Here is a 22,300-nt window from a genome sequence, read left to right on the forward strand (position 1 = left end):
GCTTTTGATCTTCTTGCCCCATCGAGAGGCCGAGTGGAGGTTCTGCGCAGTGGGCAACCCGGCATGGATGCCGGGTTAGCCGCCCCCGGCCATGGATGGCCGATGGCGGCGGGCCCACGGAGCAGGACCGGAGCGAGGGCATGCCGAGCCTAGGCGAGGCACCGAACGACAGGGGCAAGAGCCCTTTGGTTACTTTGGGGCTTTTCCAAAGTGACCCGCTGTAAGAGCGGAACCCTAAGTGGCCGTTACCGCAGAAACGGATATGTACACCAAAACCCAAAACCCAAAACCCAAAACCCAAAACCCAAAACCCAAAACCCCAATCACCCCACCTGATACCCAACCATTCAGAACACCCCCATCCCCGCGCGGTTAACAAAACATAACGTGGCGTCGATTGTCAGACATTAAAAAACACCGATAGGATAGGCCAGCTTCCGAAGGGGCTCTGGATTGCGGGTTTCAGGACTATGCTCTGAAACAGCCAGTCCAGACACGCACCCTGGCGGCGCCCAGAAAGGTTGAACGACCTAACAATAATAATGGGGGAAGGTCTATGAGTGAGCCTGTCATGGGTGTGGGTATCTGCCGCCCGCCGGCATTGCGCAAATTCGCGTTGCTGGCCACAGCGCTCTCGCTGTTGGGCTCTGCCATGCTGTCGGCACCTGCGCTGGCCGCTGCGGCGCCAGCATCCGACGTTGTTTATTCCATTGAATCTGCCAAGGCCGTCAAAAGCCTGATGCTCGATGTCGTCCACGCCGGCAAGCGCCTGGTGGCGGTCGGGGATCGTGGGCACATCCTGTATTCCGATGACCAGGGCGCCACCTGGACCCAGGCCAAGGTCCCGACCCGGGCGCTGTTGACGTCGGTGTTTTTCATCGATGACAAACACGGCTGGGCCGTCGGTCATGACGCACAGATCCTCGCCAGCGAGGACGGCGGCACCACCTGGACCAAGCAATTCGAAGATCTGACTCGCGAATCGCCGCTGCTCGATGTCTGGTTCAAGGACGTCAACAGCGGCTTTGCCGTGGGCGCCTACGGTTCGCTGATGGAAACCACCGACGGTGGCAAGCACTGGGAAGACGCCAGCGACCGCCTGGACAACGAAGACCAGTATCACCTGAACTCGATCGCCGCGGTCAAGGACGCCGGGCTGTTCATCGTCGGCGAGCAGGGCAGCATGTTCCGCTCGGCCGACTGGGGCCAGACCTGGGAAAAACTCGAAGGTCCGTACGAAGGCTCGCTGTTTGGCGTGATCGGCACGGCGCAGGCCAATACGCTGTTGGCCTATGGCCTGCGTGGCAACCTCTATCGCTCCACCGACTTCGGCAGCACCTGGGAGCAAGTCGAGCTCAAGGCTGAACGTGGCGACCTGGAGTTCGGGCTGTCCGGCGGCACGCTGCTCGACGACGGTTCCATCGTGATCGTCGGCAACGGCGGCTCGGTGATCCGCAGCAGCGACAATGGCGAAACCTTCAAGGTGGTCAACCGTCCGGACCGTATTTCGGTCTCGGCAGTGACTGCGGCAGGCAATGGCAATCTGGTTCTGGCCGGGCAGGGTGGTGTTCGCGTCACTTCGCCGAACGGCATCGAGTCGGGCAAATGAGCCGGGTTAATAATAAGAAGGCGGAGCTATGACTTCCTTGAGTACTCATCACCAGGACAAGGCGACGTTCCTCGAGCGCCTGATCTTCAACAACCGCCCGGCAGTGATCACGATCTGCCTGCTGGTCAGTATTTTCCTGTTCTGGCAGGCGACGCTGATCCGTCCGTCCACCAGTTTCGAAAAAATGATCCCGCTGGAGCATCCCTTCATCCAGAAGATGATGGAGCACCGCAACGATCTGGCGAACCTGGGCAACACCGTGCGGATCTCGGTGGAAGCCACCGATGGCGACATCTTCTCCAAGGAATACATGGAGACCCTGCGTCAGATCAACGACGAGGTGTTCTACATCTCCGGTGTCGACCGTTCCGGCCTCAAGTCGCTGTGGAGCCCGAGCGTTCGCTGGACCGAAGTGACGGAAGAGGGCTTCGCCGGCGGTGAAGTGATCCCGCAGAGCTACAACGGTTCCCAGGCCAGCCTCGATTTGTTGCGCAACAACGTGCTCAAGTCCGGTCAGGTCGGGCGCCTGGTGTCCAACGATTTCAAATCGAGCATCGTCGACATTCCGCTGCTGGAGTCTTACCCGGACCCGCAAGACCAGGGCAAGCTGCTGGCGCTGGACTATCGCAAGTTCTCCCACGAGCTGGAAGACAAGATCCGCACCAAGTTCGAAGCACAGAACCCGAATGTGAAGATCCACATCGTCGGTTTCGCCAAGAAAGTCGGTGACCTGATCGATGGCCTGGTGATGGTGGTGATGTTCTTCGGCATCGCCTTCGTCATCACCCTGATCCTTCTGCTGTGGTTCACCAACTGCCTGCGCAGTACCGTCGCCGTGTTGAGCACGACGCTGGTGGCGGTGGTCTGGCAACTGGGGTTGATGCACTTCTTCGGTTTCGGGCTCGATCCTTATTCGATGCTGGTACCGTTCCTGATCTTTGCCATCGGTATTTCCCACGGCGTGCAGAAGATCAACGGGATCGCCCTGCAATCGAGCGAGGCGGACAATGCCCTGACGGCGGCGCGTCGCACCTTCCGTCAATTGTTCCTGCCAGGGATGATCGCGATCCTTGCCGATGCCGTGGGTTTCATCACGCTGCTGATCATCGATATCGGCGTGATCCGTGAGCTGGCCATCGGCGCCTCCATCGGCGTGGCGGTGATCGTGTTCACCAACCTGATCCTGCTGCCGGTGGCGATTTCCTATGTCGGCATCAGCAAGCGTGCGGTCGAGCGCAGCAAGAAAGACGCGGTGCGCGAGCATCCGTTCTGGCGTCTGCTGTCGAACTTCGCCAGCGCCAAGGTTGCCCCGGTTTCCATTCTGCTGGCGCTGATCGCCTTTGGCGGCGGCCTCTGGTACAGCCAGAACCTGAAGATCGGCGACCTCGACCAGGGTGCCCCGGAGCTGCGTCCGGACTCGCGCTACAACAAGGACAACAACTTCATCATCAACAACTACTCGACCAGTTCCGATGTGCTGGTGGTGATGGTCAAGACCAAGTCCGAAGGATGCTCGCGCTACGAGGCCATGGCGCCGATCGACGAGCTGATGTGGAAGATGCAGAACACCGAGGGCGTGCAGTCGGCGATTTCCCTGGTGACCGTGTCCAAGCAAATGATCAAGGGCATGAACGAGGGCAACCTGAAATGGGAAACCCTGTCGCGTAACCCGGATGTGCTGAACAACTCCATCGCCCGTGCTGACGGCCTGTACAACAACAGCTGTTCCCTGGCGCCGGTACTGGTGTTCCTCAACGATCACAAGGCCGAGACCCTGGATCGTGCGGTGCATGCGGTGCAGGAGTTCGCCAAGGAAAACAACAAGGAAGGCCTGGAGTTCATCCTCGCTGCGGGTAACGCCGGGATCGAGGCGGCCACCAACGAAGTGATCAAGAAGTCCGAGCTGACCATCCTGATCCTGGTGTACATCTGCGTCGCGGTGATGTGCATGATCACCTTCCGTTCGTGGGCGGCGACCTTGTGCATCGTGCTGCCGCTGGTGCTGACCTCGGTACTCGGCAACGCCCTGATGGCCTTCATGGGCATCGGCGTGAAAGTGGCGACCCTGCCGGTCGTGGCACTTGGCGTGGGGATTGGCGTGGACTACGGCATCTACATCTACAGCCGTCTGGAAAGCTTCCTGCGTGCCGGTCTGCCGCTGCAAGAGGCGTACTACCAGACGCTGAAGTCCACCGGTAAAGCGGTATTGTTCACCGGCCTGTGCCTGGCCATCGGCGTGTGCACCTGGATCTTCTCGGCCATCAAGTTCCAGGCCGACATGGGGCTGATGCTGACCTTCATGCTGTTGTGGAACATGTTCGGTGCGCTGTGGCTGTTGCCGGCACTGGCACGGTTCCTGATCAAGCCTGAAAAACTGGCGGGGCAGAAGGGCAATTCGCTGTTCGCCCACTGATCCAGGGCTGAAATGAAAAAGCCGCAACCCGAGGGTTGCGGCTTTTTTACATCTGCAGAAAAACACCCCTTTGTAGGAGCCGGCTTGCTGGCGATGGTGTGCCAGTCAACATCAATGTGGCTGACACACCATCGCCAGCAAGCCGGCTCCTACAGGGGGCGTTTAGGCGGGATCGCTGCCCAGCACCACATTCAGCGCACTGCGTGCATCATCGAGCTGCACCAGCGTCGCATGCCGCGCGCCGAGGGCGTCGCGGTTTTCGATGGCGGTCAGGATCGCCTTGTGCCGGGGCAGCGCCAGTTCATGCAGGTTCGGTCGCTGGTTCGAATGCTTCAAGGCTTCGGCGATGGCCACCGAGAGCATGTTGCACAGGTTCGCCAGCAGGTCGTTGTGCGTGGCGTCGGCAATGCGACTGTGGAAGTCCAGGTCCGGCTGCAACAGGGCCTCCGGCGTCGGCGCGGCTTCCATGCGCTGGTAGGCCTCACCGATGGAGGCAATGTCCGCCTCGGTGGCGAATTGCGCGGCGAGGGCGGCGGCGGCCGGTTCGATGATGCTGCGTACGCTGGTCAGCAGGTCGAAAAACTGGTTCTGCGGACTGCTCTGCATCAACCAGTGCAGCACGTCCGGATCGAGCATGTGCCAGTCCTTGCGCGGCTTGACCACGGTGCCGACCCGCGGGCGCGAATACACCAGGCCCTTGGCGACCAGTACCCGGGTGGCTTCACGCAGCACCGGCCGGCTGACCGCATACTCTTCGCACAACAGCGCTTCGGCGGGCAGTTTGTCGTCAGGCAGGAAGCGTCCCGAGACGATCTGCATGCCCAGTTCCTGGACGATGCGCGAGTGCATGCTTTTGCGGTCGGAGGGTTTGCGGTAATCCATGGGAAACGACGCGATCCTGTGCGAATAGGTGTCGCGCATGATAGCAGGCGCGGGCACGCAAAACCCCTGTAGGAGCGAGCCTGCTCGCGATGGACTTCAAGACGACGCTTGCTTCCAGACAGCGCGCGTTATCGTTCACGTCCATCGCGAGCAGGCTCGCTCCTACAGGGGAGGCTGGTCTCAGTGCGAGTGGCGCGGCACTTCGGCGCCGCGGCAACCGACCAGGAAGTCGAAGTCGCAACCCTGGTCCGCCTGCAGCACATGGTCGATGTAGAGCTGGCGATAGCCACCGACGATCAGGTTCTGCGGCGGTTGCAGGTCAGCCATGCGCGCCGCCAGTTCGGCGTCCGGAATATCCAGGTGCAAACGGCCGCTGGCGCAATCGAGTTCGATCCAGTCACCTTCCTTCACCGCGGCCAACGGTCCGCCGGCAGCGGCTTCGGGGGCGACGTGCAGGACCACGGTGCCGTACGCCGTGCCGCTCATGCGTGCATCGGAAATGCGCACCATGTCGGTCACGCCCTGGGCCAGCAGTTTGGCCGGCAGGCCCATGTTGCCGACTTCTGCCATGCCCGGATAACCCTTCGGCCCGCAGTTTTTCATCACCAGGATCGAGTTGGCGTCCACGTCCAGTTCCGGGTCGTTGATCCGTGCCTTGTACATGTCGAAGTTCTCGAACACCACCGCACGGCCGCGATGCTGCATCAGTTCAGGCGTGGCGGCAGACGGCTTGAGCACGGCGCCCAGCGGGGCCAGGTTGCCACGCAGTACACAGATGCCGCCATCGGCGCGGATCGGATTGTCGAGGGTGCGGATCACTTCGTCTTCGCCATAGATCGGCGCGTCCTTGGTGTTCTCGCCGATGGACTTGCCGTTGACGGTCAAGGCATTCGGGTTGGGGATCAGGTTGGCTTCACCGAGGCGACGCAGCACCGCCGGCAAGCCACCGGCGTAATAGAACTCTTCCATCAGGAAACGACCTGACGGTTGCAGATCGACGATGGTCGGCATGCCGCGACCGATGCGGGTCCAGTCATCCAGGTCCAGTTCGACGCCAATGCGCCCGGCGATGGCTTTCAGGTGGATCACGGCGTTGGTCGAACCGCCGATGGCGGCGTTGACGCGGATGGCGTTCTCGAAGGCTTCCCCGGTGAGGATCTTCGACAGCTTCAGGTCTTCGCGCACCATTTCCACGGCACGCATGCCGGACATGTGCGCCAGTACATAACGGCGGGCATCCACGGCCGGAATCGCCGCGTTGTGGGGCAGGGAAGTACCCAGTGCTTCGGCCATGCAGGCCATGGTCGAGGCGGTGCCCATGGTGTTGCAGGTACCGGCCGAGCGGGACATGCCGCCCTCGGCTGCGAGGAAATCGTCGATGCTGATGGTGCCGGCCTTGACTTGTTCGCTGAGCTGCCAGACCACGGTGCCGGAGCCAATGTCCTTGCCCTTGTGCTTGCCGTTGAGCATCGGCCCGCCGGTGACGACGATGGCGGGCACGTCGCAACTGGCGGCGCCCATCAACAAGGCCGGGGTGGTTTTGTCGCAACCGGTCAGCAGCACCACGCCATCGATCGGGTTGCCGCGAATGGCTTCCTCCACGTCCATGCTCGCCAGGTTGCGGGTGAGCATGGCGGTGGGGCGCAGGTTGGATTCGCCGTTGGAGAACACCGGGAACTCCACCGGGAAGCCCCCGGCCTCGATCACCCCGCGTTTGACGTGCTCGGCAATCTGGCGGAAATGCGCGTTGCACGGGGTCAGTTCCGACCAGGTGTTGCAAATGCCGATGATCGGCTTGCCATGGAACTGGTGGTCGGCGATGCCCTGATTCTTCATCCAGCTGCGGTACATGAAGCCGTTCTTGTCGGCCGTGCCAAACCATTGGGCGGAGCGCAGGGTGGGTTTCTTATCAGACATGATCGATTCTCTTATTGTATGACTATATTGTTCGAGCTGAGGCGTAACATAAGCGCAAATTGTGCGCTTTGGAAGTGTTGTTGAGTAAATAGTATTACTATATAGTCCGCTCAAACGGAGGGATGGCCCTGGCGAGTTTTCGCGAGAGGCGTCCCCCGAGGTTCCATAACAACAACAATCGGAGACCGATCTCATGAGCCAGGAACTGCGGCTTATCCGCCGCATCACGCTGAAACTGATTCCCTTCCTGATCCTGCTGTACCTGATCGCCTATGTGGACCGCTCCGCGGTGGGCTTCGCCAAATTGCACATGGGCGCCGACATCGGCCTGGGCGATGCCGCCTACGGTCTGGGCGCCGGGCTGTTCTTCATCGGCTACTTCCTGCTGGAAATCCCCAGCAACCTGATGCTCGACCGCTTTGGCGCACGCCGCTGGTTCGCGCGGATCATGGTCACCTGGGGCGCCATCACCATCGGCATGGCTTTCGTCCAGGGACCGAACAGCTTCTATGTCATGCGCTTTCTGCTCGGCGCCGCCGAGGCCGGGTTCTTTCCGGGCGTTCTGTACTACATCACCCAATGGTTCCCGGTGCGCCATCGCGGCAAGATCCTCGGGTTGTTCATCCTTTCCCAACCCATCGCGATGGTGATCACCGGCCCGCTGTCCGGTGGCCTGCTGGGCATGGATGGCGTATTGGGGCTGCATGGCTGGCAGTGGCTGTTCATCGTCATCGGCACCCCGGCGATCCTGCTGACCTGGCCGGTGCTGCGCTGGTTGCCGGATGGCCCGCAGCAAGTGCAGTGGATGGATCAGGCGGAAAAGGACTGGCTCAGTGGCGAGCTGAAAAAGGATCTGGACGCGTACGGCCAGACCTGTCACGGCAATCCGCTGCATGCCCTCAAGGACAAGCGCGTCCTGCTGCTGGCGCTGTTCTACCTGCCGGTGACCCTGAGCATCTATGGCCTGGGCTTGTGGCTGCCGACCCTGATCAAGCAGTTCGGCGGCAGCGACCTGGTGACCGGTTTCGTGTCTGCGGTGCCCTACATCTTCGGGATCGTCGGCCTGCTGATCATCCCGCGCAGTTCCGACCGCCTGAATGACCGCTACGGCCACCTCGCCGTGCTTTACGTGTTGGGTGCGATCGGCCTGTTCCTCAGCGCCTGGCTGTCGGTGCCGGTGCTGCAACTGGCGGCGTTGTGCCTGGTGGCATTCGCCCTGTTTTCCTGCACGGCGGTGTTCTGGACCCTGCCGGGCCGCTTCTTTGCCGGTGCCAGTGCGGCGGCGGGGATCGCCTTGATCAACTCGGTGGGCAACCTCGGTGGTTACCTCGGTCCGTTCGTGATCGGGGCGTTGAAGGAGTACACCGGCAATCTTGCGTCCGGCTTGTATTTCCTCTCTGGCGTGATGGTGTTCGGGCTGATTCTGACTGGCGTGGTCTATCGCCTGCTGGAACGCAAACATGTGTTGCCGGCCGATCAATTTGCGGCGAGTGCACGTGGGGCTTCCCGTACCTGACACGAAACAGGAAATCACCACTAACCCTGTGGGAGCGGGCTTGCCCGCGATAGCAATCTGTCTGGCACACCAATGTTGAATGTGCCGCCGTCATCGCGGGCAAGCCCGCTCCCACAGGGAGTCGTGTTTGCCCGGGTTCTGCGTTAACAGGAGAAAATTCATGCGTTTGGTTCAGTTCGAATTGAGTAACGGCGAACGCCGTGTCGGCGTTGTCGAGGCCGGCCTGGTCCGTGAAGTGGAGGCTGCGCGCACCGTGCGCGATCTGGCATTGGCAGCGATCGAGGCGGGCGCGAGCCTTGAGCAACAGGTGCAAAGTCTTGGCCTGGGTATCAGCCACGACTACGCCGAACTGCTGACGCAACGGCGCATCCTGCCGCCCCTGGATCATCAGGATCCGGCGCACATGCTGGTCAGCGGCACGGGCCTGACCCATCTGGGCAGTGCGTCGGCACGCGACAAAATGCACCAGCAGGCCGGTGACGAATCCGCGATGACCGACACCATGCGCATCTTCAAATGGGGCGTGGAGGGCGGCAAACCGGCGGCGGATGCAGCCGGTGTGCAACCGGAATGGTTCTACAAGGGCGATGGCAGCATTGTCGTCAGGCCGGGTCAGCCGTTTCCCCTGCCGCCGTTTTCCGAAGACGCCGGTGAGGAGCCGGAGATTGCCGGCCTGTACGTCATCGGTCACGACGCCAGGCCGTATCGCCTTGGGTTTGCCGTGGGCAACGAGTTCTCCGATCACGTCATGGAGCGCAAGAACTACCTGTATCTGGCCCACTCGAAACTGCGCAGTTGCAGCTACGGCCCGGAACTGCGGGTCGGCGAGCTGCCGCAGCATCTGGCGGGCACCAGCCGCATCCTGCGCGACGGCGAAGTGCTGTGGCAGAACGAGTTCCTCAGTGGTGAGGCGAACATGTGCCACAGCCTCGCCAACCTCGAATTCCATCATTTCAAGTACAGCCAGTTCCTGCGCCCGGGGGATGTGCATATCCACTTTTTCGGCACCGCGACCCTGTCCTTCGCCGACGGCATTCGCACGCAACCGGGTGATGTGTTCGAGATCACCCAGGCCGAATTCGGCGCGCCATTGATCAACGGCATCGCACCGGTTGCAGCGGCGTTCGAACCCGGCAGCGTCGGCACACTTTGAGGAATTACCCATGACCCCGATTCTTGGCCACAACTACATAGGCGGACAGCGCAGCGCCGCCGGCAGCGTCAAGTTGCAGAGTGTCGATGCGACGACGGGCGAGGCCTTGCCCCACGATTTCTACCAGGCGACAGCACAGGAAGTCGATGCGGCGGCCAGCGCGGCAGCGGCCGCGTACCCGGCCTATCGCAGCCTGAGCGCGGAGCGGCGAGCGCAGTTTCTCGATGCGATTGCCGATGAACTGGACGCCCTCGGCGATGATTTTGTCGCACTGGTCTGCCGCGAAACCGCGTTGCCCGCAGGCCGCATTCAAGGCGAGCGTGGACGTACCAGCGGGCAGATGCGCCTGTTTGCCAAAGTGCTGCGTCGCGGTGATTTCTACGGCGCACGGATCGACCGGGCATTGCCTGAGCGTCAGCCGTTGCCGCGTCCGGACCTGCGTCAGTACCGCATCGGCCTGGGACCTGTGGCGGTGTTTGGTGCCAGCAATTTTCCGTTGGCATTTTCCACCGCCGGCGGCGATACCGCCTCAGCATTGGCGGCTGGCTGCCCGGTGGTGTTCAAGGCCCACAGCGGGCACATGGCCACGGCCGAGCAGGTGGCCGATGCGATCATTCGCGCCGCCGAGAAAACCGCGATGCCGGCCGGCGTGTTCAACATGATCTACGGCGGTGGCGTCGGCGCGGCACTGGTCAAGCATGCGGCGATTCAGGCGGTGGGTTTCACCGGTTCACTCAAGGGCGGTCGCGCCTTGTGCGACATGGCCGCGGCCCGTGCGCAGCCGATTCCGGTATTCGCCGAGATGTCGAGCATCAACCCGGTGATTGTGTTGCCACAGGCATTGCAGGCGCGGGCCGACACGGTTGCCCGTGACCTTGTGGCGTCGGTGGTGCAGGGCTGCGGGCAGTTCTGCACCAATCCGGGCTTGGTCATCGGTATTCGCTCTGCGTCGTTCAGCGCCTTTGTGCAGCAAGTGGCGGGGTTGATGGGGGATCAACCGGCGCAAACCATGCTCAACGCCGGCACCCTGGGCAGCTACGGTCAAGGCTTGGAAAAACTCCTCGCGCATCCGCGCGTCAAGCACCTGGCAGGGCATCCGCAGCAGGGCAATCAGGCACAGCCGCAGTTGTTCAAGGCCGATGCCAGCCTGCTGATCGACGGCGATGAAGTGCTGCAGGAAGAGGTGTTCGGCCCGACTACAGTAGTGGTCGAAGTGGCTGATCAGGCACAACTGATGGCCGCCTTGAGCGGCCTGCACGGGCAGTTGACCGCCACCGTCATCGGCGAACCGGACGACTTCGAACAGTTCGCCTGGCTGACGGCGTTGCTGGAACAGAAGGTCGGGCGCATCCTGCTCAATGGCTATCCGACCGGTGTGGAAGTCTGCGATTCGATGGTCCACGGCGGGCCTTACCCGGCAACGTCCGATGCGCGCGGTACGTCGGTTGGCACACTGGCCATCGATCGCTTCCTGCGCCCGGTGTGCTTCCAGAACTATCCGGACAGCTTGCTGCCGGATGCGCTGAAGAACGGCAACCCGCTGCGCATCCAGCGCCTGGTGGATGGCCAGCCATCGCGCGACGGGTTGTAACAGACAGACCCAATCCCTGTGGGAGCTGGCTTGCCAGCGCTGGCGGCCTGACAGTCGGCAAAGAGGTTGGATGTGCCGGCCTAATCGCTGGCAAGCCAGCTCCTACAGGTTTGGGTGCATGAGCTATCATTGCGTTTTTCCCATCCAAAGACTGATTGCCATGACTGCCCCAACCGACACCTTGCTCAATGCCCTCGAACACTGCGGAATGGTGGAAATCGACGGGCTGCATGCCTTCGAATTCTCCCTCGACGAGTTCGATAATCTACACATTGAATGCATGGATGGCCGTGCGGCCAAACACTGGGAGTTCACTCCGGCGCAGATCCAGGCCGCGACCTTCGATGCCACGCTGCAAAGCTGGGTGATCACGGGCGGCTCGGGCGAACACCGTCTGGTGTGCCTGGGCGATGTCGTCAGCGGTGACAACGAAGATGACGACCAGGACGATGCGTAACCTCTGGCCACTGTTGATGGCCGGCAGCATCGGCGCCATGGGCGTCCAGGCCGCATCCGCCGACGTCTATCAACTGCTCGTCGGCTCCTACACCGCCGGTCAAAGCCAGGGCATCTACCGCCTGGCGTTCGACAGCGGCACCGGGCAGATCGATGCCAGCCCCCTGCAAGTGATCAAGAGCGAAAACCCGTCGTGGCTGACCCTGTCGAAGGACCAGCGCCATCTGTTCGTGGTCAACGAAAACGGCCCGGGCCAGGCTGATCCGGTCGGGCGCGTCAGCAGTTTCTCGATCGATCCCAAGACCCATGCGCTGAGCCTGATCAGTCAGGTGCAAAGCCTTGGCAACGAGCCGACCCACTCCAGCCTCAGCGCTGATGGCAGCCATTTGTTTGTCAGCAACTATTCGGTGGCCGAAGACCCGGGCGGTACCCTTGCAGTCTTGCCGGTGGCGGCCGATGGCAGGCTCAAGCCCGTGGTGCAGATGAGCAGCCACCCGGCGAGCCGGGTCAATCCCGAGCGCCAGGCCTCGGCCCACGTGCATTCGACCATCCCGTCGCCGGACGGCAGGTACGTGTTCTCCAACGACCTGGGCGCCGACAAGGTGTTTGCCTACCGTTTCGACCCCAAGGCAAATCCACAGCTGCCGTTGACCCCGGCCACCCCGGCATTCGTACAGCTGCCGCCCGGCAGTGGGCCGCGTCACCTGTTGTTCAGCGCCGATGGCAAACACGCCTGGCTGACCATGGAAATGAGCGCGCAAGTAGCGGTGTTCGATTACCACGACGGCAAGCTCGAGCGGACGCAAATGGTCGATCTGGCCGCCGGGCAGCCGGTTACAGACAAGGCTGCGGCGGCGTTGCATGCCTCGGCTGATGGCAAGTTCCTCTACGTCAGCAACCGTGGCACGGCCAATCAACTGCTGGTGTTTGCCATCGATCCAGCCACCGGCCACCTCAAGGAACTGCAACGCCGGGCGGTGGAGGGCGATCATCCGCGGGAATTCAGCCTCGATCCGAGCGGTAAATTCCTGTTGATCGCAAACCAGAAGAGCAACCAGATTGTCGTCGTCGAACGCGATGCCAGGACCGGTCTGCTGGGCAAAACGGTACAAAAACTGCCGATGGACGCCCCGAGCGATCTGAAGTTTCTACCGCGTCAATAAGCCGCAGGCCCCGGTTGATGGGGCCTGCCTGCTTTTATCAATGACGCTGATATTTGGTACTGCTACAAAGCATTTCAAGGCATGAACCCTCGAGGCGTAAGTTTGCTTCACGGCCCCATCGGGCAAGCAAGCCAACTGAATCGAGGAATACCGCCATGAACTTCAACATCTTCTCTGTCATCGCCGCTTCCGCCATCTCCGCCACCGTTGCGCTGCCAGCCAGTGCCAACACTGAAATCAGCGACAGAAAAGCCCACACCCAGAGCTACACCCAGAAATACCTGCAACAAAGCGCCAACTTCTACGCCGCGCTGGATCACAAAACCCAAGCCTGAGCGGTTATCCCTGCCTTTATGCAGGAGCGAAGTCACTGATGATCGACAGCACTTGTGTTGAAAACGATCAGAGTGATGTCGCTCCTGCATAACGCATTCGCGACAGTATCAGTTTGCCATCAACGTCGCGCTTGATATCACATTGCCGCAGGTTTAAATTGACGCTGATTTTTTGACTCCTCCTCACGGCAAGGATCGGCAGCATGGTGACGCGTCTGGCATTGGTTCTTCTGTTTCTCTATTCGACCCCGATTCTGTCGGCAGCGGACGCTGTTTCCAGTGAACCTGAGGCTGCGCGCGAGCGCTTGATGAGTTTTATTGAAGACTGAAATAGTCTGGTTCAATGATCAACGAAGCTGATGGTCACTATGGATATCCCTGAGTGGTTACCCAGGCTTTTTTGATCGATTCTGTGGGCATTGAAACACGCCTGCGGAGAACATCATGGCCAGCGCAATTCTCACTTCTGCCAAACACGGCGCCTATGTGGCGATCGGTCTGTACCTTGCCATGGTGCTGGTGGTCAGCCTCTCGGCCCAATCGCAATTCACCTTCGAAGCACCGATCCAGGTCGCTCATCCCGGTATCCAGTTTGAACACCGCGCGCAAAACACGAGCGTCGATCAGGCTGAACTCGCAGGAGTCGCCGGCGCATGAAAGGGTGCAAGCTTTTGATCATCGCCTTCCTGGCACTCATCACCAATGGCTTTTCCTTGCTGGGGATCGGGCAAGGCTCGATAGGCGGTGTGGCCCGTGCCCTGGAGGCCAACCACAACATTGCACGCAATATCGAGACCGCCAAGGCCATGGGGTTGCTGGCAGGCAATCCGCCGGTCAGGAATGAAGGGGTGGTGTTCGGCCCGTTCCAGGTGGATTGTTCGGCGATCGGGATGTGCGGGGTGTTGGCCTGAACCTTCGAGACACCGCTGACCCTTGTAGGAGCCGGCTTGCTGGCGATGGTGTGTCAGGCACCACAACGTCAACTGACACTCCATCGCCAGCAAGCCGGCTCCTACAGGGGGAGTTATTTCTTCATGATCGATGTGAACAGGTCCGACTCCAACAGCCGCTGTAGCCATGCCCGCAAGCGCAGGTAAGGCGTCTGCGCGAACCACTCGCGGTCCACATGCGCAAACTGCCGTACGAAGGGCATCAACGCCACGTCGGCCAGGCTTGGATGATCGGCCAGCAAGTAGTCGCGTCCCTCCAGCAACGCCTCCAGCCTTCGCAAAAACACCTCGCCCTCACCACGATAAACCTCCATCGGCTGCTCGGGATAACGCTCGGCGTACTTGTAGCGATTCAAGTGCAGCTTGAACACCTGGTCGTTCTGCTCGATCAGCGGGGCGATTTGCGCCGCTGCGTCAGGATCATCCTTGAGCAGCCAGTCCTGCGGATCATTCTGTGCCAGCGCCCAGCGCATGATGTCGAGGCTTTCGTCGATCACCCGGCCATCGGCGCTCAGCACTGGCACCGTGCCTTTGCCCGACAGCGCGAGCATCTCGGCGGGCTTGGCTTTCAGGCTGACTTCGACGATGTCCACGGCCACGCCCGAATAACGCAGGGCCATGCGTGCACGCATGGCGTATGGGCAGCGGCGGAAGGAGTACAGCGTGTTCATTTCACCTCCAGGGTGCTCAGGCCGTTGCCCTGGCGACGGACCTGGATCTGCACCGGAATCCGTTCATGCATTTCCTGTACGTGGGAAATCACCGCGACCTTGCGGCCCTGGGCCTGCAAGCCGTCGAGGGCGTCCATGGCCAGTTGCAGGGATTCCGGATCGAGGCTGCCGAAGCCTTCGTCGATGAACAGCGACTCGATTTTCAGCGTGCTCGACGCCATCGACGCCAAGCCGAGGGCCAGTGCCAGCGAGACCAGGAAGGTCTCGCCACCGGACAGCGAGTGCACCGAGCGCAGTTCGTCGCCCATCTCCGTGTCCATCACCAGCAAACCGAGCATGCTGCCGCCGCGCTTGAGGCGATAGCGGCGCACCAGCTGGCGCAGTTGCACGTTGGCGTGGTGCACCAGCAAGTCGAGGTTGTAGGCCTGGGCGATCTTGCGGAAGGTGTCGCCGGTGGCGGAGCCAATCAAGGCATTCAGGCGTGCCCAGCGCTGGTATTCGTTGTAGGCATCGGCAATCTGCTGGGCCAGGGCCTGGTTGGCGTTCTGCCGACGTTGATCTTCGGCCTGTTCGGCGCGCAGTTCGGCGCAGTGTTGCTCGCTGGTGGCGGCGAGGTTTTGCAGGTCGGCCAGCGCACTGGCCAACTGCTCGGCATCGAGGTTGCCGTTGTGTTGTGCCTGATGAGCAACCAGGCGCTTGTCCCGCTCCTGCACCAATACCTTGGCCTGTTCGATGGCTTTTTCGCTGTCCTGCAATTGCTGGCGCAGTTCGCTGACCTGGGTGTCGTCGACGCGCAACAGGTCTTCGAGGCCGCCGTCATCCAGCTCGGGATGGCGGGCACGCCAGTCACCGATTTTCCCGGACAGGTCACGCTCTTCGCCTTCCAGTGCGTGCATACGCTCTTGTTGGGCCTTGAGTTCGGCGGCGATTTGCACGGACTGCGTGAGCACGCTTTGCAGCGTCTGTGTCGTACCGGTTTCGGCGCTGCGTGCCTGTTCCACGGCCTGTTCCAGTTGCTGTTGCCAGTGCTCGGCGCTGCTGTGTTCGCCGAGTAGTTGCCCGAGGGTGTGCTGGCTCGCCTGTTGCTGCTCGGCCAGCCCGGCGAATTGCTGTTCGGCGGCCTGCAATTGCTGCACGCGACTTTGCTGGCGATCCTGTTCCTTTTCCAGGTTTTGCTGGCGCTGCTGCTGCTCGGCCAGTTCTTCCTTCTGTTGCTCGAGTTGCGCCAGGCGCTCGGCGATCCGTCGGTCGAGCTGCATGAAGGTCGCGGCCGGCTCGACGCGCAGTGCTTGCAGGGTATCGGCCGGTAACAGGTTGGCGAATGCGCCGAGCTCTTCGTCCAGGCGCTGGCGATCATTGTTCAGTTCGCGCTGTTGATTGCTCAGGTGCTGGGCCGCTTGCTGGTGCGCGCTTTCGGCATGACGCAGTTGCTGGGTCAGGCGTGCGGCGTCCTGTTGCAGGGTGAGCAGCGCGCTCTGGCGTTGCTCGTCCTGGCTGATGCTCTGGTTGAGCTGACTGTTTTGCTGGATGAGCCAGGCATCGCGTTTAGCGGCATCCTGATTCAGCAGTTGGGTCGCCAGCGGATGCGCTTCCAGACTTGGGGCGATGGCTTGCTGCTGGGTCGCCAGATGCTCCTGCTGTTGCAGCAGTTCCTTTTGCTGGGCGATCAGCCCGCCGACTTCGGCGCGCAGGTCGGTGAGTTTTTCCTTGAGCAGGTCGACGGCCTTCTGCGCGTTGGCCTGCTCGCTTTCATCAAAACGGCCGAGGCTCTGCAGCAGGGCTTCTGGCTGATGATACGGATGTTCGTTGCTGCCGCAGACCGGGCATGGCTGATCGTCCTGCAGCTGCGCGCGCAGCTCTTCGACACTGGCACTGCGCGCCAGACGCTGGCGCTCCAGCAGTTCGCGCGTGACGTTGAGGGTCTGTTCGGCAACGCTCAGGTCAGCCTTGGCCTTGACCCCGTCCTGGGTCAGGCGTTCGCGTTCCTGTTGCGCGGTGAGCTGGCGCTGTTGCAGCTCGGCACCGCGTTTGTCCAGGTCCTGCTGGCTGGCCCACAGGCGTGCAAGGTCTTCGACGGCGCGCAGTTGCTTGCGGTTGTCCTGCAACAGACTGCCCAGAATGCCGATCTGCTCGGCGACAGCGTCCGGTTCGGCGCCGGCCTCCTTGAACAGCACCTCCAGTTGTTGCTTCTGCGTGGTGAGCGCTTGTTCGGTGCTCGCGGCGTTTTGTTCGAGGCTGGCCAGTTCGGCCTGGCCCTGATTCAGTCGATTGCCGATCAGCATCAACTGTTGCAGGCGATCACGGTAGGCATTCCAGGCATCGCTCAACGGAGCCAGATGGGTGCTTTGCTCCAGTCCGGTGGCGATTCGCTGCAAGTCCTCAGCGCCACGGGCTTGCTGATCGAGCAAGGTCTGAATCGTGCCCTGGCCCTGGGTGCAGGCCTGTTGCGCCTGCTGCCTGGTTTCGGCGCTGAGGGCGGTGTCCTTGACCAGGCGGGCGAGGGTGCTTTGCGCTTCGAAGGCCTGGCGCAGCAACGGCGCGCTGGTGGTTTGCCGTTGTTGCGCTTCGCTCAAGGCGATCCGGGCGGCGCTGAGCTTTTGCTCAAGCTGCGCCTGACGCTCGCCGAGTTCGCCGTACTGCTGCGCATGCCGGGTAATGTGCGCCGCCAAGGGTGTCAGCAGCGCGTCGACCTCGGCTTTACGGGCGAACTGGTGACGTTGCGGGGCGAGTTGTTCGAGGCGGGTGAGCCGCAAGCGCTCACTGGTCAGGGCTTGCCAGTGGCTCTGCGCCGATTGCAGTTGCTCGGTCGCGGCCAGATGCTCGTCTTGCAGGCGACGCAGGTCCTTGAGCCAGGTGTCCTGCAGTTCAAACTGCTTGAGCTGTGCTTGTTGGGTCTTGAGCTGCTGCTGCGCCTGGTTGAAACGCTCATCCAGTTCCGCACGGGCTTCGGGCGACAGCGGCGTCACTCCGCTGGCCTGATCCTGCAGCAGCTTGTGTGCCTCGCGGGCTTCCTTGGTCTTGTCGAAGGCACGACGACCGAGGCGTGTATAGAGCGCCGTGTCGGTGAGTTTTTCCAGCAGTTCGCTGCGGTCGTTGTCGTCGGCCTTGAGGAAAGCGCTGAACTCGCTCTGCGCCAGCAGCACGGCGCGGGTGAACTGTTCGAAATTCAGGCCCAGCGCGGCTTCGAGCTGAGCCTTGTATTCGCCTTTTTGGCTGGCGAGCAATTGATCCTGGTCGATGTCGCGCAAGCTCTGGCGGCTGGCCTGCAGCTTGCCGCCGGCCTTTTCCCGGGCGCGATTGGCTTCCCAGCGCGCGCGGTAGCGGCGGCCGTCGACGCCGACGAAATCCACTTCGGCGTAACCTTCGCCCGTGCCGCGACGCAGCAGGGTGCGCGGGTCGCCGGTGCCGATTTCACCATCGGCGTCCGGCACCTTGGCGTCGCGGCCGGTGTTGTTCAGGCGCGGTACGGCGCCAAACAGCGCCAGGCACAATGCATCGAGCAAAGTGCTTTTGCCGGCGCCGGTGGGGCCGGTAATGGCGAACAACCCGGCACTGGCCAGGGGTTCAGCGGTGAAATCGATTTCAAACGGCCCGGCCAGCGAGGCGAGGTTTTTCAGGCGGATCGCAAGGATTTTCATGGCTGTTCGCTCTCCATCTGCACGTCCTGCAACAGCTCGGCAAAGTCCTTGAGGGTCTGCTCGTCGACCTCGCTGCCGTAGTTGTCCTGCCAGGCACGGCTGAACAGTTCCTGCGGCGTGAGCTGGTCCAGTTCGATCAGCGTGCTGCCTTCGTCGGCCCCGTCCCGTCCGCCGTTGCCGGCGTACTCGGCGGCGATGCGCACCAGGCGCACGGCCTTGCCTTGCAGGGCGGTTTCAACCTGATTGCGCAGGTCGGGCTGAGGCTCGTCGAGGCGCACCCGCACCTCCAACCACGGCTGGCGCTGGATGTCGGCCAACAGGTCGATGTTCGGCAGGTCCGCCAGTTGCAGCAGGATCTCGCTCAACGGCGCCGGGCCGATGCGTTGCAGGTTGACGGCACGGGGGATCAGTTTCGGCTCGACACTGACCAGGGTTTCGCCGTCGAGCTGGATGTCGAGGATCTGGTGCTGATAGCCGATCTCGGAGAACGACAGTGGAATCGGCGAACCGCTGTAACGGATGCGCTCTTCGCCGTTGACCTTCTGCGGCTTGTGCAAATGACCGAGGGCGACATAGCTGATGCTCGGCCCGAACAGGCTGGCGGGCAGGGCTTCGGCATTACCGATGATCAGGCTGCGCTCGGAGTCTTCCGACACCGAGCCGCCGGCCATGTGCGCGTGGCTGATGGCGATCAGTGCCTGGCCTTTCTTGCGCTTGGCGTTGGCGGCCTCGATCAGCCACTCGTGGACCTGTCCAATGCCGCGCAGGTAGTTGTCACCCAGATGCGCGCCGGTGACTTCGGCAGGGCGCAGGAACGGCAACGCCAGGCACCAGGCGACCGTTTTACCCTTGGCATTGGGCAGCGGTAACAACAAGCGCTCGGCGTCCAGTTGCCCGTCATCGAGCCACAACACACGACCGAGCGCATGAGTGCGCAAGCGCCGCATCAACGGCGCCGGCAGTTCGATCCGTGAACCGGAATCGTGGTTGCCGGCGATCATCACGATGGTCAGCAAGGGCTGCTGTTCGTGGGCGCTGACGATGAAGTCGTAGAGGCGTTCCTGGGCTTTGACCGGCGGATTGACCGTGTCGAAGATATCGCCGGCGATCAACAGCACGTCCGGTTGATCCAGTTTCAGCTGGCGCAACAGCCAGTCGAGAAAACAACCGTGTTCGAAATCGCGATCCTGGCCGTGCAGGTTTTGCCCCAGGTGCCAGTCGGAGGTGTGAAACAAGCGCAAGGCGGACTCCGCTACAAAATAGGTGATGGCCGCGTGAAAAATGAAGGCGGCGAAAGGGGGGAGAGTTTACTGGCAAAAGGTCGGGAATGCAGAAGGCAAAAATCCGCCGGGTGCTGTTGCTCACCAACAGGGAGTGGTTCAGTGCCTATCCGGCCGAATGAAAAGGAAGTGTCATGACTCAACGGTTACTGCAACTTGATCATGTGTCGTTCAACCTGCCCGACGGGCGTGTGCTGTTCGATCACTTGAACCACACCTTTAGTACCAGGGCCACCGGCATCGTGTTCGGTTACGCGGCGCCGATCAATTTGACGCTGACGGGGCCTATGCGCATGGCAATCCTGGGCGCCAATGGCAGCGGCAAGTCGACCCTGTTGCGAGTGATCGCCGGCCAACTGCCGGTGCGCCAAGGCGAACTCATCCGCAGTTGCCATGTCGGCTGGCTGGATCAACACGCCGGATTGCAGTACCCCGAACGCACGGCGGTGCAATGGCTCTACGAGAGCAATCCTGAGTTGCCCGAAGCCGAGGCACGAACCCGTTTGGCGCAGATGGGGATTGATGCTGACCGTGCGATGCTCAAGACCTGCCGGTTGAGTGGCGGCGAACGCCTGAAAATAGCGCTCGCTGCCCAGTTGCATGCACGGCGGCCACCTCAGTTGCTGTTGCTGGACGAACCGGATAACCATTTGGATCTGCCCAGTCGAATAGCGCTGGAGCAAATGCTCAATCAGTATCAAGGGGCATTGATCGTGGTTTCTCATGATTGCGCTTTTTTACAGGCCATTCATCTGGACGCCGAGTTGCATCTCAAAAGCCAGGGTTGACCGTGTCAAAGATATCGCCGGGGATTAGTAGCACCAGGCAACTCGATGTGCCTGAAAAATAGTAGAGGAGCGCTTCGCGCCCCAACGGGGCGATGCGGCGTTCCGACAAGCCCCCTCGCCACAACAGCTCATTCATCCATCGAGCGGGACTATTTCGGATAAAGCGGCGGCAACCCACTGTCACCGACCGGATCCTGCACCCGTTCGGCCATCGGGATCGCCTTGATTACCCGCCACAACTCGTCGCCTTGCCAGTGCTGGCCGGTTTCGCTGAAAGCGCGCCGTTCAGGCCACAACGCTTTCAGTCGGCAGGAAAACTTGCGACCGTCTGTCCCTACTGTCAGATCTGTCAGTAGGCGTTCTGGCGAGCCCGGTATTTAATGGATTCGAGCATGGAGCCTTACGGTGCAATCGACAGGGTGTGCCTTTCAACAGAAGGGAGGCGAGGTAGGTCGTGCGGTGCCTGAAGTGGTTAGGGCGTTACATGTGATTATCGAAGCTACCTTAATGGAGAAACACTATGTCACAGGGTCGCCCGAACGCTATCAGTAGAAGTAACAGTCCGAAACATGGCCACGTTTTTTCCCCCTCTTCACGGGCTCATTTCGAATGGCTCGCGGGGCGACTCGACGAAGGGGCTCTGAATCAACGCGAGTCCGGCAAGTTTTTTCCTCTAACTGCCGGCGGAGTCAGGGATGTTTTTGCCAAAGATGACGACGCCAACGTCCCGCCGCCTCGGGATGGAAAAATTGCCAGTGCAGATCAACTGACCGGCGCATTACTGGATGAACCAGGAAGTCACTGGCAAAAACATGATGTGAGAAGTGGCGAAACGCTGGATATTTCCTGGCATTTCAGCGCGAAGCACGCTACTCGGCGCTGGAACTATTTCATGACGAAGGCAGATTGGGATCCCGACGAGGTCTTGTCGCGCAGCCAGTTTGAAGAAGTGCCGTTTTACACAGCGCAAATCAACCTGCAACCGCATTGGGCCCATGGCGAGCAAATGTTGCCCACTTCACCCACCACGCATGCCGTCCCACTACCGAAACGGGATGGGTACCAGGTCTGTCTGGCGGTTTGGGAAGTTGCCAACACTTCGATGGCTTTTTACCAAGTGATTGATCTGAATTTTCTGCCACCGGATGGCGGGGGTGAACTCCCCGATACACCGACCGGACTGGTCGCAGTCAAGGTCACTGACAAGCAGGTACTGTTGCAATGGAATGCAGCAACCGGCCCGTTTCCGATCGCTTCCTACCGCATTTTGCGTAACGGAAGCTTTCTGGTTGATCTAGACGCTCCGAATCTTGCTTTTGCAGATAACGGCGTGGCGCCTGAAAACCAGTACAACTATGCCATCAGCGCAGTCGATGATAACGGCAATGTCTCGGCGCCGAGCCGGCCAATTCAAGTGCAGACCTTGCCAGAAGGTGGAGAGGGACCTACCGCACCGACGAACCTGCACAGCATGAGCCAGACTGCGCAAAGCATCAGCCTGATGTGGGGTGCCTCCACCGGCAGTGCGCCAATAATGGATTACCTGATCGAACGGGACGGCATTCACATCAAATCCGTGAGCGCCGCTCAGACCTCTTTTGACGATTCTGGCCTTTCACCCGACACCCAATACCGTTACGCGGTGAAAGCCCGCGACCTGAACAACAAGCTTTCGTTGTCCAGTAACGTCCTGAGCGTCAGAACCCTGGGTGGCGGGGGCGAGTATCCGGCGTGGAAGCTGGGTACTGTGTATGCAAAAAATGACGTGGTACGCCACATAGGACAGAACTGGTCCTGCATTCAGGCACATACGGCACACGTAGAGGAGTGGGCGCCAGGAGAGGGCGACAATGTGCTTTGGAAAGAACACGCCTGATCTGTTGACGGGTTCATTGTGAATGGCTGAAAGGCGTTAAAGATCGCAGCCTGCGGCAGCTC

17 protein-coding genes and 1 pseudogene are annotated in these 22,300 nt (G+C 61.1%); 13 read left to right on the forward strand and 5 right to left on the reverse strand.

Translation table 11 applies throughout. The features are described from left to right. Positions 1-556 precede the first annotated feature (556 nt). Positions 557-1,609: a WD40/YVTN/BNR-like repeat-containing protein gene (locus AB4O16_RS30195; RefSeq protein ID WP_460156603.1), complete on the forward strand. Its 1,053-nt coding sequence runs from the start codon at positions 557-559 to the stop codon at positions 1,607-1,609. Between the two features lie 28 nt (positions 1,610-1,637). Beyond that, the gene (locus AB4O16_RS30200) at positions 1,638-4,022 is read left to right on the forward strand and encodes an efflux RND transporter permease subunit (RefSeq protein ID WP_160386608.1); all 2,385 of its coding nucleotides are present in this window, start codon (positions 1,638-1,640) and stop codon (positions 4,020-4,022) included. A gap of 162 nt (positions 4,023-4,184) precedes the next feature. Here the strand turns inward: AB4O16_RS30200 and AB4O16_RS30205 are convergent, their stop codons facing one another. Both AB4O16_RS30205 and AB4O16_RS30210 read right to left on the reverse strand, forming a co-directional pair. Beyond that, the gene (locus AB4O16_RS30205) at positions 4,185-4,904 is read right to left on the reverse strand and encodes a FadR/GntR family transcriptional regulator (RefSeq protein ID WP_032829613.1); all 720 of its coding nucleotides are present in this window, start codon (positions 4,902-4,904) and stop codon (positions 4,185-4,187) included. A gap of 180 nt (positions 4,905-5,084) precedes the next feature. Then, complete coding sequence (locus AB4O16_RS30210; RefSeq protein ID WP_460156604.1) at positions 5,085-6,821, reverse strand: IlvD/Edd family dehydratase; 1,737 nt, start codon at positions 6,819-6,821, stop codon at positions 5,085-5,087. Positions 6,822-7,014: 193 nt separating this feature from the next. Between AB4O16_RS30210 and AB4O16_RS30215 the strand changes: the two genes are divergently transcribed. The 9 genes from AB4O16_RS30215 (at position 7,015) to AB4O16_RS30255 (ending at position 13,946) form a co-directional block, all read left to right on the forward strand. Then, on the forward strand, positions 7,015-8,337 hold the full coding sequence (locus AB4O16_RS30215) for an MFS transporter (protein WP_460156605.1): 1,323 nt from the start codon (positions 7,015-7,017) through the stop codon (positions 8,335-8,337). 160 nt (positions 8,338-8,497) lie between these two features. After that, positions 8,498-9,490: an AraD1 family protein gene (gene araD1 / locus AB4O16_RS30220; protein WP_460156606.1), complete on the forward strand. Its 993-nt coding sequence runs from the start codon at positions 8,498-8,500 to the stop codon at positions 9,488-9,490. Positions 9,491-9,500: 10 nt separating this feature from the next. Then, a complete protein-coding gene (locus AB4O16_RS30225) occupies positions 9,501-11,081 on the forward strand; it encodes an aldehyde dehydrogenase (NADP(+)) (RefSeq protein ID WP_460156607.1) in 1,581 nt (526 codons plus the stop codon). 118 nt (positions 11,082-11,199) lie between these two features. Next, positions 11,200-11,538 (forward strand): DUF5629 family protein, encoded by a 339-nt coding sequence (locus tag AB4O16_RS30230; protein ID WP_160386599.1) that lies wholly within the window; start codon positions 11,200-11,202, stop codon positions 11,536-11,538. Then, complete coding sequence (locus tag AB4O16_RS30235; RefSeq protein ID WP_460156608.1) at positions 11,531-12,700, forward strand: lactonase family protein; 1,170 nt, start codon at positions 11,531-11,533, stop codon at positions 12,698-12,700. The genes AB4O16_RS30230 and AB4O16_RS30235 overlap by 8 nt, the downstream gene beginning before the upstream one ends. A 155-nt stretch (positions 12,701-12,855) precedes the next feature. After that, the gene (locus tag AB4O16_RS30240) at positions 12,856-13,035 is read left to right on the forward strand and encodes a hypothetical protein (protein WP_460156609.1); all 180 of its coding nucleotides are present in this window, start codon (positions 12,856-12,858) and stop codon (positions 13,033-13,035) included. Positions 13,036-13,238: 203 nt separating this feature from the next. After that, positions 13,239-13,364 (forward strand): hypothetical protein, encoded by a 126-nt coding sequence (locus AB4O16_RS30245; protein ID WP_256678246.1) that lies wholly within the window; start codon positions 13,239-13,241, stop codon positions 13,362-13,364. 115 nt (positions 13,365-13,479) lie between these two features. Next, complete coding sequence (locus AB4O16_RS30250; protein WP_460156610.1) at positions 13,480-13,692, forward strand: hypothetical protein; 213 nt, start codon at positions 13,480-13,482, stop codon at positions 13,690-13,692. Continuing rightward, on the forward strand, positions 13,689-13,946 hold the full coding sequence (locus AB4O16_RS30255; RefSeq protein ID WP_460156611.1) for a hypothetical protein: 258 nt from the start codon (positions 13,689-13,691) through the stop codon (positions 13,944-13,946). Before AB4O16_RS30250 ends, AB4O16_RS30255 begins: the two co-directional genes overlap by 4 nt. 113 nt (positions 13,947-14,059) lie before the next feature. Here the strand turns inward: AB4O16_RS30255 and AB4O16_RS30260 are convergent, their stop codons facing one another. From AB4O16_RS30260 to AB4O16_RS30270, 3 genes are read right to left on the reverse strand one after another with little or no spacing between them, the layout of a single operon-like run. Beyond that, a complete protein-coding gene (locus AB4O16_RS30260; RefSeq protein WP_460156612.1) occupies positions 14,060-14,656 on the reverse strand; it encodes a glutathione S-transferase in 597 nt (198 codons plus the stop codon). Then, the gene (locus AB4O16_RS30265; protein WP_460156613.1) at positions 14,653-18,294 is read right to left on the reverse strand and encodes an AAA family ATPase; all 3,642 of its coding nucleotides are present in this window, start codon (positions 18,292-18,294) and stop codon (positions 14,653-14,655) included. Before AB4O16_RS30265 ends, AB4O16_RS30260 begins: the two co-directional genes overlap by 4 nt. Then, positions 18,291-19,535 (reverse strand): exonuclease SbcCD subunit D C-terminal domain-containing protein, encoded by a 1,245-nt coding sequence (locus tag AB4O16_RS30270; protein ID WP_460156614.1) that lies wholly within the window; start codon positions 19,533-19,535, stop codon positions 18,291-18,293. Before AB4O16_RS30270 ends, AB4O16_RS30265 begins: the two co-directional genes overlap by 4 nt. Positions 19,536-19,819: 284 nt before the next feature. Here AB4O16_RS30270 and AB4O16_RS30275 point away from each other — a divergent pair. After that, a pseudogene (locus AB4O16_RS30275) lies at positions 19,820-20,362 on the forward strand (ATP-binding cassette domain-containing protein); the annotation flags it as partial. A 520-nt stretch (positions 20,363-20,882) separates the two neighbouring features. After that, the gene (locus AB4O16_RS30280; protein ID WP_460156615.1) at positions 20,883-22,238 is read left to right on the forward strand and encodes a lytic polysaccharide monooxygenase; all 1,356 of its coding nucleotides are present in this window, start codon (positions 20,883-20,885) and stop codon (positions 22,236-22,238) included. Positions 22,239-22,300: the final 62 nt, after the last annotated feature.

It is taken from the genome of Pseudomonas sp. S2_H10, from assembly GCF_054668285.1.